The sequence below is a fragment of the Nocardioides sp. NPDC058538 genome, assembly GCF_042719275.1.
Taxonomy (GTDB): Bacteria; Actinomycetota; Actinomycetes; order Propionibacteriales; family Nocardioidaceae; genus Nocardioides.
Map to the genome: position 1 here is coordinate 254,004 of NZ_JBHXNY010000003.1, position 10,260 is coordinate 264,263.

Consider the following 10,260-nt stretch of genomic DNA (forward strand, 5'->3'; position numbering starts at 1 on the left):
CGTCGCCGCAACCTGTGCCCGCCTTTTTGTGTGTTGGTTGGCCTTAATTGGGTTTTTGGGGCTCGGTGTGGTCCCTCCGCTCCCCCACAACTGACGATTCGATCTACGTAGCTGACGTTTCGGCCGACGTAGGTGACGCCTCGGCCGACGCGAGCGCCTTCTCGGCGATGCTCAGGCGTGCAGGGTGACCGGCTTGAAGGCGGGCCGGGTCGCCTCGTACGTGGCGATGTCGTCCTCGTGGGAGAGCGTGATGCCGATGTCGTCGAGGCCCTCGAGGAGGCGCCAGCGGGTGTAGTCGTCGATGTCGAAGGAGTCCTCGATGGCGTCGGGGCCCTCGCCGGCACGGACGGTGCGCGACTGCAGGTCGACGGTGATCTGGGCGCCGGGGTTGTCGTCGAGGTGGTCCCACAGCTTCTGGACGACCTTCTCATCGACCTTCGCCGCGAGCAGGCCGGCCTTGCCGGAGTTGCCGCGGAAGATGTCGCCGAAGCGGCTCGAGATGACCACGCGGAAGCCGTAGTCCATCAGCGCCCAGACGGCGTGCTCACGCGAGGAGCCGGTGCCGAAGTCGGGGCCGGCGACAAGGACCGAGGCCCCGGCGTACGCCTCGTTGTTGAGCACGAAGGTCGGGTCGTTGCGCCAGGCGGCGAAGAGGCCGTCCTCGAAGCCGGTGCGGGTCACGCGCTTGAGGTAGACCGCGGGGATGATCTGGTCGGTGTCGACGTTGCTGCGCCGCAGCGGCACACCGGCGCCGGTGTGGCTGGTGAACTTGTCCATGTCAGGCCTCCACGAGAGTCAGGTCGGCGGGCGAGGAGAGGGTGCCGCGTACGGCGGTCGCGGCAGCCACCTCCGGCGAGACCAGGTGGGTGCGACCGCCCTTGCCCTGGCGACCCTCGAAGTTGCGGTTGGACGTGGAGGCCGAGCGCTCGCCGGGGGCGAGGGTGTCGGGGTTCATGCCCAGGCACATCGAGCAGCCCGCGCCGCGCCACTCGGCGCCGGCGTCGAGGAAGATCTTGTGCAGACCCTCCTCCTCGGCCTGAAGGCGCACCTTGGCCGAGCCGGGCACAACCAGGAAGCGGGTGCCGTCGGCGACCTTGTGGCCCTGGATGATGTCGGCGGCCGTACGCAGGTCCTCCATGCGCCCGTTGGTGCAGGAGCCGAGGAAGACGGTGTCGATGTGCACCTGGCGCATCGGGGTGCCGGCCTCGAGACCCATGTAGGTCAGGGCCTTCTCGGCCGCGATCTTCGCGTCCGCGTCCTCGAAGTCGTCGGGGCTCGGGACGGCGGCGCCCAGCGGGACGCCCTGGCCCGGGTTGGTGCCCCAGGTGACGAACGGGGTGACCTCGGCGGCGTCGAGCACGATCTCCTTGTCGAAGACCGCGTCCTCGTCGGTGACCAGCGACTTCCAGTGCGCGACGGCCTGGTCCCACTCGGCGCCCTTCGGAGCCTCGGGCTTGTCCTTGATGTAGGCGAAGGTGGTCTCGTCCGGAGCGATCAGGCCGGCCTTGGCGCCCCACTCGATCGACATGTTGCAGATCGTCATCCGGGCCTCCATGGAGAGCTCACGGATGGCCTCGCCGCGATACTCCACGATGTAGCCCTGGCCACCGCCGGTGCCGGTCTTGGAGATCAGGGTGAGGATCAGGTCCTTGGCGCTGACGCCGTCGGGCAGGGCGCCGTCGACCGTGACAGCCATCGTCTTCGGCTTGTCCTGCATCAGCGTCTGGGTCGCCAGCACGTGCTCGACCTCGGAGGTGCCGATGCCGAACGCGATCGCGCCGAACGCACCGTGCGTCGAGGTGTGCGAGTCACCGCAGACGATGGTCATGCCCGGCTGGGTGAGCCCCAACTGCGGCCCGACCACGTGCACGATCCCCTGCTCGGCGTCGCCGAGCGGGTGGAGACGTACGCCGAACTCCTCGGCGTTCTTGCGCAGCGTCTCGACCTGGGTGCGGCTGACCGGGTCGGCGATCGGCTTGTCCCAGTCGAGGGTCGGGACGTTGTGGTCCTCGGTGGCGATGGTGAGGTCGGGACGACGCACCTTACGGTTGGACAGACGCAGGCCCTCGAAGGCCTGCGGACTCGTCACCTCGTGGATGAGGTGAAGGTCGATGTATAGGAGATCGGGCTCTCCCGCGGTCGACCGGACGACATGCTCGTCCCACACCTTCTCCGACAAGGTCCTGCCCATGACACGTTCTCCATCTGGCATCTTTGGTCTGTAGTGGCCGGTGGCGGTTCGAGCGTTGAATCGCAATGTCAGATCCGCCACTTCCAGTCTGCTTCTCCGAGCGTAACGTTGCATCTCAGGTTCTGAGAAGTTAGTCTTGCGATATGGACAGTTCCAGCGGTGTGGGCGTGCTCGACAAGGCCGCCCTTGTGCTCACAGCTCTCGAATCCGGCCCGGCGACCCTGGCCGGCCTGGTGGCCGGGACGGGTCTCGCCCGTCCGACCGCACACCGTTTGGCGGTCGCCCTCGAGCACCACCGTCTGGTCGCCCGCGACATGCAGGGCCGCTTCGTTCTCGGCCCGCGACTGGCCGAGCTGTCCGCCGCCGCCGGCGAGGACCGACTGCTGGCCACCGCCGGACCCGTCCTGGCGCGTCTGCGCGACATCACCGGTGAGTCGGCGCAGCTGTGGCGGCGCCAGGGCGACTTCCGCGTCTGCGTCGCCGCCGCCGAGCGCCCCTCCGGTCTTCGCGACACCATCCCCGTCGGCTCGCAGCTGACGATGCGTGCCGGGTCGGCCGCTCAAATACTGATCGCGTGGGAGGACCCCGAGCGCCTCCACCGCGGCCTGCAGAACGCCGCCTTCTCCGCCGCCGCTCTGTCCGGCATCCGCCGTCGCGGGTGGGCGCAGTCGATCGGCGAGCGCGAGGCCGGCGTCGCCTCGGTGTCGGCTCCCGTCCGCTCCCCCGGTGGCAAGGTCATCGCCGCCGTCTCCGTCTCCGGCCCCCTCGAGCGCCTCACCCGCCAGCCCGGCAAGATGCACGCCCCCGCTGTCCTCGCCGCCGCCGACCGGCTCTCGGAGTCGCTGCGGCGAGCGGCTGCGGAGTAGCAGCGCCGGATGCTCACCGAGGTAACTCGGTGAGCGCGCACTTCCTTCGCGGAGTTCCACGAGGGAAGCGTCACCTGGCCGAGGTAACTCGGTGAGCATTCAGTCGCAGACCTCCCGAACCGCCTCACGCACGGCTCCGAAGTCCTCGGCCCGCGTCTGATCCTCGGACAACCCGACGATCACCGCGACGTGGTAGTCGTCGAAGAGCAGGGGCTGGGCATCCTCGAGGTCACCGGCCACCAGCACGACGACCCCGGCCGCGGTGCCCTCGGCGAACCGCACCGACCAGGTCGGCTGCTGGAGCCCGCCGACGCGTTCGATCGTGTCCTTCGCCTCGTCGCTCGACACGTCCTGATCGCACTTCACCCGGCCGTTGACCAGCAGGGCGTAGTCGCCCATGCTCCGGCTCTGACCGGTCGCGGGCTCCACAGGCTCCGCGGGCGAGCCCGACCCCGCGGGTTCCGCGGCGCCCTCCCCGCACCCGGCGAGGGCGGCCGCGAGCACCACGGCCGCCACCGACGTACGCCACATCTGCGGTCTCGGCATCAGAAGAGCGCACCGCTCTCCAGGCCCAGCAGCGTCGTCTTGCGGTCCAGGCCACCGGCGTAGCCGGTCAAGGAGCCGTCCGCGCCGACGACACGGTGGCACGGGATGACGATGGGGATGGGGTTCCGGCCGTTGGCGAGCCCGACGGCGCGGGCGCCGTGGCCGGTCAGCGAGAGGCGGCCGGCGATCTGGCCGTAGGAGGCGGTCGTGCCGTACTCGATCTGCTGCAGCTGCTCCCAGACACGCGTCTGGAACGCTGTCCCTGAGGGCGCCAGCGGGAGGTCGAAACTCGTCCGGTCACCCTTGAAGTACTCGGCGAGCTGCCGGGCACATTCCAGCAGCAGCGGATCCGAGTCGGACCGCTCCCCGAGCACCCGGCCCTTGGCGTAGTCGGCCGGCATGAAGTCGATCGCGGTGATCGCGCCGTCGTGCGCGACCAGCCGGAGCTCGCCGACGGGCGAGTCGATGAGAGTCCACATCACAGTTTCTCCAAGGCAGTCAGTGAGGTCCACAGGTAGAGCAGGGCGTACGAGCGCCACGGCCGCCACGCGGCGACATCCGCCGCGGGCGCACCGAGCACTTCCAGCCCCCGTTTGATGCCGACATCGGTCGGCAGGAAGACGTCGGGATGGCCGAGAGCACGCAGCGCGACGTAGTCGGCGGTCCAGGGTCCGACCCCGGGCAGGCTGATCAGCTGCTCGTGCACGACGTCGCGGTCGGTGCCGCGGTCCAGCTGGAGCTCGCCGGAGGCGAGGGCCGCGGCCAGACCGGTGACAGCACGCCCACGCGAGCGCGGCATCGGCATGCCGGCCGGGTCGGCGGCGGCAAGGGCGTCCGCGGACGGGAACAGATGGGTGAGGCCGTCGATGTCGGTCGCGATCGGGCGGCCGTGCTCGGCGACGATCCCCGCCAGCACGGTGCGCGCACCGGCGACGGAGACCTGCTGCCCCACGATCGTACGCAGCGCAAGCTCGCCCCCGTCGACGGTGCCCGGCACCCGCAGCCCCGGCAGGGCCAGGGCCAGCGGGCCGATCACCTCGTCCCCGACGAAGACGTCGCCGACCGCACGCGGATCGCAGTCGGCGTCGAGCAGCCGGCGGGCGCGCTCGACGGCGGCGGTGGTGTCGCGCAGGTCGGCGAGCTTGAAGGTCGCGTGGACGAAGCCGGTCTCGCCCTCGGGGATGTCGGCGAGCTCGAGACGCAGCGTGCCGGGCCCGTTGGGCAGGTCGAGCGTGCGGGCGAACCAGCGCCGCCCGCCGTCGACCCCCGCGGCCTCGACACCCGGCACCAGGTGGTCGCGCAGGAACGCGTGCAGCGCCCGACCGGCGAACGGGGTGCGGACGGCGAGCCGCAGCGCGATGGTCCCGTCGGCCCGGCGCCGCGACCCACGGCGCCCGCGCAGCTCGGTCGGCGAGGCCGCATAGACCTCGCGGACGGTGTCGTTGAACTGACGTACGCTCGAGAAGCCGGCCGCGAAGGCGATGTCCGCGAAGCCGAGCTCGGTGGTCTCGACCAGCGTCCGGGCGGTCTGCGCACGGCGCGCCCTGGCCAGAGCCAACGGACCGGCGCCGAGCTCGGTGGTCAGCAGCCGCGTCAGGTGGCGCGGCGAGTAGCCGACGCGGCGAGCCAGCCCCTCGACGCCTTCCCGGTCGACGACCCCGTCGGCGATCAGCCGCATCGCGCGCCCGGCCAGCGTCGCCGCCACATCCCACTCCGGGCTGCCCGGGGTGGCATCGGGACGGCAGCGCTTGCAGGCGCGGTAGCCGGCTGCCTGGGCCGCCGCAGCGGTCCGGTGGAAGGAGACGTTCACCAGCGCCGGGGTCCGCGCCGGGCACGAGGGCCGGCAGTAGATCCCGGTCGAGGCGACCGCCGTGTAGAAGATGCCGTCGAAGCGCCGGTCGCGCGAACGAACAGCGCGGTAGCACGATTCGAAGTCGAGTCCGCTCACGCTCGTCGTCCCATCCATGTCCACCATGTTGCCGCGTTCGGAACGAAATTACGCGCGGTTTTCGGACAGTGCCTTCCTCATGGTTTCACAATGCCGTTACCTGAAGCAGCAACCTCTCGGCTCACTGGCGCGTACAACCTGTGTGGGCTGCACACGCAGACGGTCCGCTCAGGCGGACGGGCGAGGGAGGGTGATGAGGACCGAAACGAGGTCGGGGACACGTACGGTCGTGCTCACCGTGGTGGTCACGATGCTGTTCCTGGCGGTCGGCACCGGGATCGGCAGCTGGGCGTTCTACAGCCACCTCAACCGCAACCTCGGCTCCGGGGGCGACATCAACCACCTCCTCGACGAGCCGGAAGCGGAGGACGAGGGCCCCAAGCAGCCGCTCAACATCTTGATCCTCGGCACCGACGGACGTGACTGCGCGGGCTGCTCGATCGACGGCGAGGGTGGCTCCGGCGGCTCCGACAGCACCATCCTGCTGCACGTCTCCGCCGACCGGACCTCGGCCTACGGCGTCTCGATCCCCCGCGACGCGCTCGTCGACCGGCCCGAGTGCACCGCCCCGGACGGCACCACGATCCCCGAGGCGAGCGGCGTGATGTGGAACGAGGCGTACTCCCTCGGCGGCCCGATCTGCACCGCCCGCCAGACCGAGCTGCTCACCGGGATCCCGATCGACCACTACATTGCGCTCGACTTCGCCGGTTTCCGCGGGATGGTCGACGCCGTCGGCGGCGTCACGATCTGCATCCCGGAGGCGATCGACGACGAGGAGCACAACATCTTCCTGCCCGCCGGCACCCACAACCTGCGCGGCAAGCAGGCCCTCGACTACGTACGCAACCGCTCCTCGACCCCCAACGCCGACCTGGGCCGGATGCGACGTCAGCAGTACTTCCTCACCGCCCTCGCCACCAAGGTCCTCTCCGCCGGCACCCTGACCCGTCCGCGTCGGCTGGCCTCGTTCGCGACCGAGCTCTCCAAGTCGATCACCACCGACGTCGGCTCGGTCGCCGGCCTGGCCGACCTGGCCGGGGAGATGCGCGACCTCGACCCCGGCAGCATCGAGTTCGAGACCGTACCCAACAGGGCGTTCCCCGAAGGCGATCCCAACTGGGGCCGTCTCGAGATCCTCCCGGAGTCCGACCAGCTGTGGGAGCGGATGCTCGAGGACCGTCCGCTCCACGACGCGACGACCTCCGCCGCCCCTTCACCCACGACCTCTGCCACACCGGCGAATCCCGAGGTCAGCGCCTCACCGGACGAGGTCCCGGCCGACTCGGTGAGCCCCGAGGACCAGGAGAAGGACGCCGCCGACAACGGCCTGTGCTCACCCGCCTGAATGTGATGTGATCCACTCTGGTCATGACCTACACCACGGTTCCCGTCGGGGTCGGTGCCCTCACCTTCGATCAGGTAGTCGCCGTCGCCCGTCACAACACCCCCATCACCCTCACCGACGAGTCGCTGACCGCGATGGCCACGAGCCGCGAGCTCATCGAGTCGCTGGCTCACGACACCCGGCCCCACTACGGCATCTCCACCGGTTTCGGCGCCCTGGCCAACACCTCGATCCCGCCCGAGCACCGCGCCCAGCTGCAGGCCTCGCTGGTCCGTTCGCACGCGGCCTCCTCGGGCACCGAGATCGAGAAGGAGGTCGTACGCGGCCTCATGCTGCTGCGCCTCTCGACCCTCGCCACCGGGCGGACCGGCGTACGCCCCGAGGTCGCCGAGACCTACGCCGCGCTCCTGAACGCCCAGATCACACCGGTGATCGGTGAGTACGGCTCGCTCGGCTGCTCCGGCGACCTGGCCCCGCTGGCACACTGCGCGCTCGCGGCGATGGGCGAAGGAGACGTACGCAACGCCGACGGCGACCTCGTCCCCGGCGCCGACGCGCTGGCGGCCGCCGGGATCACCCCGGTACAGCTGCGCGAGAAGGAGGGGCTGGCGCTGATCAACGGCACCGACGGGATGCTGGCGATGCTCGTCCTGGCGCTCGCCGACCTCGACGACCTGGTCGCCACCGCCGACATCGCCGGGGCGCTCAGCATCGAGGGGCTCCAGGGCACCGACAGCGTCTTCGCCGAGGACCTCCAGGCACTGCGCCCGCACGCCGGCCAGGCGACCTCGGCAGCCAACATCCGTGCGGTTCTCGCGGGCAGCGGAATCGTCGCCGACCACCGCGGCACCGGGTTCACCCGGGTGCAGGACGCCTACTCGCTGCGCTGCGCGCCTCAGGTCCACGGCGCGGTGCGCGACACCATGGCCCACGCCGCCCGGGTGGCCGAGACCGAGCTCGCCAGCGCGGTCGACAACCCGGTGGTCACGCTCGACGGCCGGGTCGAGTCCAACGGCAACTTCCACGGCGCACCCATCGGCTACGTACTCGACTTCCTGGCGATCGCCACCGCCGACCTCGCCTCGATCTCCGAGCGCCGCACCGACCGCTTCCTCGACAAGTCGCGCAACCACGGGCTGCCGCCGTTCCTCGCCCACGACCCCGGCGTCGACTCCGGGCACATGATCGCGCAGTACACGCAGGCCGGGATCGTCTCCGACCTCAAGCGCCTCGCCGTCCCCGCATCGGTCGACTCCATCCCGACGAGCGCGATGCAGGAGGACCACGTCTCGATGGGCTGGAACGCCGCCCGCAAGCTCCGCCGCGCGATCTCCGGGGCGCAGCAGGTCGTCGCCATCGAGATCCTCACCGCCGCCCGTGCGATCGACATGCGCGCCCCCGAGCGTCCCGGCCCGGTGGGCGCCGCGCTGGTCGAGGAGATCCGCAAGCTGGTCCCCGCCCCCGGCCCGGATCGGTTCCTGTCCCCGGACATCAGGTCGGTCGTCGGCCTCGTCGCCGACGGCACCCTTCTTTCCCGTGCGCGCTCGCTCACTTCAGTGATGTGATGAGCGACATGAGCGAACCACGCACTGTCCGCGCACCGCACGGCCCCGAGATCACCGCCAAGAACTGGCAGACCGAGGCCGCCAAGCGCATGCTGATGAACAACCTCGACCCGGAGGTGGCCGAGCGTCCCGACGACCTGGTCGTCTACGGCGGCACCGGCCGGGCCGCGCGGTCCTGGGAAGCGTACGACGCCATCGTCCGCACCCTCGACGAACTGGAGGCTGACGAGACGCTGCTGGTGCAGTCCGGCAAACCGGTCGGCGTCTTCCGCACCCACGAGTGGGCGCCCCGGGTCCTGATCGCCAGCTCCAACCTCGTCGGCGACTGGGCGACCTGGCCGGAGTTCCGGCGGCTGGAGTCGCTCGGCCTGACCATGTACGGCCAGATGACCGCGGGCTCGTGGATCTACATCGGCACCCAGGGCATCCTGCAGGGCACCTACGAGTGCTTCGCCGCCATCGCCCGCAAACGGTTCGGCGGCACCCTGGCCGGCACCGTGACCCTGACCGGCGGCGCCGGCGGCATGGGTGGTGCCCAGCCGCTCGCGGTCACGCTCAACGAGGGCGTCGTGATCGTCGTCGACGTCGACGCGGCCCGCCTCCAGCGCCGTGTCGACCACGGCTACATGGACACCGTCGCGACCTCCCTCGACGACGCGCTCGCGCAGGCCGAGGAGGCCAAGAAGTCGCGTACGCCGCGTTCCATCGGCCTCGTCGGCAACTGTGCCGCCGTCTTCGCGGAGATCCTGGCGCGCGAGGTCGAGATCGACATCGTCACCGACCAGACCTCGGCGCACGACCCGCTCTCCTACCTCCCGCTCGAATACACCGTCGAGGAGTGGGCCGCGCGGGCCGCGGAGGACCCGGACGACTTCACCGAGAAGGCGCAGGCCTCGATGGCCAAGCACGTCGAGGCGATGGTCGGTTTCATGGGCCGCGACGCCGAGGTGTTCGACTACGGCAACTCGCTGCGCGAGGGAGCCCGTCTGGGCGGGTTCGCGGACGCGTTCGCCTTCCCCGGCTTCGTCCCCGCCTACATCCGACCGCTCTTCGAGGAGGGTCTGGGCCCATTCCGCTGGGCGGCGCTCTCGGGTGACCCCGAGGACATCGCCAAGACCGACCGGGCGATCGTCGACCTGTTCCCCGAGAACGAGGGCCTCAAGCGCTGGATCACCCAGGCGGGCGAGAAGGTGCACTTCGAGGGCCTGCCGGCGCGGATCTGCTGGCTGGGCTACAAGGAGCGCCACCTCGCCGGGCTGAAGTTCAACGAGATGGTCGCCTCCGGGGAGCTCTCGGCGCCGGTCGTCATCGGTCGCGACCACCTCGACTCCGGCTCCGTGGCCTCGCCCTACCGCGAGACCGAGTCGATGAAGGACGGCTCCGACGCGATCGCCGACTGGCCACTGCTCAACGCGCTGCTCAACACCGCCTCCGGTGCATCGTGGGTCTCCATCCACCACGGCGGTGGCGTCGGCATCGGCCGCTCCATCCACGCCGGCCAGGTCTGTGTCGCCGACGGCACTCCGCTCGCCGCGGAGAAGATCGAGCGGGTCCTGACCAACGACCCCGGCACGGGCGTCATGCGCCACGTGGACGCCGGCTACGAGCACGCGCGCGATGTCGCTCGTGAGCGGGGACTCAACGTCCCGATGCTCGACGCCTGAGCCTGGCGGCGACTGTGTTGGTCTCGACACGCTCGGCCGTAGCCGGCCTCACGGCTCGACCAGCGGTGGCCCCGCTGGTCGAGCCGCCGGAGGGGGGTGGAGACCCACACCGGTGCTCTTATGGACGACATG

The 10,260-nt window shown here is 70.5% G+C and carries 9 protein-coding genes; 4 read left to right on the top strand and 5 right to left on the bottom strand.

Going from position 1 to position 10,260, the window contains the following annotated elements:
* Positions 1-171: 171 nt before the first annotated feature.
* Together leuD and leuC are read right to left on the bottom strand one after the other, a co-directional pair.
* Positions 172-777 carry a 3-isopropylmalate dehydratase small subunit gene (gene leuD / locus ACFWQC_RS04575; protein WP_378673680.1) on the bottom strand — a complete coding sequence of 202 codons (606 nt, stop codon included), beginning with the start codon at positions 775-777 and terminating at the stop codon, positions 172-174.
* 1 nt (position 778) lies between these two features.
* Entirely contained in the window at positions 779-2,191 is a 1,413-nt protein-coding gene (leuC, locus tag ACFWQC_RS04580; RefSeq protein WP_378673683.1) for a 3-isopropylmalate dehydratase large subunit, read from the bottom strand.
* Positions 2,192-2,334: 143 nt separating this feature from the next.
* Here leuC and ACFWQC_RS04585 point away from each other — a divergent pair, with 143 nt between their 5' ends.
* On the top strand, positions 2,335-3,057 hold the full coding sequence (locus ACFWQC_RS04585) for an IclR family transcriptional regulator (RefSeq protein ID WP_008358359.1): 723 nt from the start codon (positions 2,335-2,337) through the stop codon (positions 3,055-3,057).
* Between the two features lie 99 nt (positions 3,058-3,156).
* Here the strand turns inward: ACFWQC_RS04585 and ACFWQC_RS04590 are convergent, their stop codons facing one another.
* From ACFWQC_RS04590 to ACFWQC_RS04600, 3 genes are read right to left on the bottom strand one after another with little or no spacing between them, the layout of a single operon-like run.
* Complete coding sequence (locus ACFWQC_RS04590) at positions 3,157-3,603, bottom strand: hypothetical protein (RefSeq protein ID WP_378673686.1); 447 nt, start codon at positions 3,601-3,603, stop codon at positions 3,157-3,159.
* Positions 3,603-4,082: a methylated-DNA--[protein]-cysteine S-methyltransferase gene (locus ACFWQC_RS04595; RefSeq protein WP_378673689.1), complete on the bottom strand. Its 480-nt coding sequence runs from the start codon at positions 4,080-4,082 to the stop codon at positions 3,603-3,605. The genes ACFWQC_RS04590 and ACFWQC_RS04595 overlap by 1 nt, the downstream gene beginning before the upstream one ends.
* Positions 4,082-5,569, bottom strand: a complete 1,488-nt coding sequence (locus ACFWQC_RS04600) for a DNA-3-methyladenine glycosylase 2 family protein (RefSeq protein WP_378673692.1) — start codon at positions 5,567-5,569, stop codon at positions 4,082-4,084. Before ACFWQC_RS04600 ends, ACFWQC_RS04595 begins: the two co-directional genes overlap by 1 nt.
* 175 nt (positions 5,570-5,744) lie before the next feature.
* On the opposite strand from ACFWQC_RS04600, the gene ACFWQC_RS04605 reads away from it, so the two are divergent.
* The 3 genes from ACFWQC_RS04605 to hutU are packed head-to-tail and all read left to right on the top strand — an operon-like array spanning position 5,745 to position 10,128.
* The gene (locus ACFWQC_RS04605) at positions 5,745-6,899 is read left to right on the top strand and encodes an LCP family protein (protein WP_378673695.1); all 1,155 of its coding nucleotides are present in this window, start codon (positions 5,745-5,747) and stop codon (positions 6,897-6,899) included.
* Between the two features lie 17 nt (positions 6,900-6,916).
* On the top strand, positions 6,917-8,464 hold the full coding sequence (gene hutH / locus ACFWQC_RS04610) for a histidine ammonia-lyase (protein ID WP_378673774.1): 1,548 nt from the start codon (positions 6,917-6,919) through the stop codon (positions 8,462-8,464).
* A gap of 8 nt (positions 8,465-8,472) precedes the next feature.
* On the top strand, positions 8,473-10,128 hold the full coding sequence (hutU, locus tag ACFWQC_RS04615; protein ID WP_378673698.1) for a urocanate hydratase: 1,656 nt from the start codon (positions 8,473-8,475) through the stop codon (positions 10,126-10,128).
* The last annotated feature ends 132 nt before the right edge of the window (positions 10,129-10,260 follow it).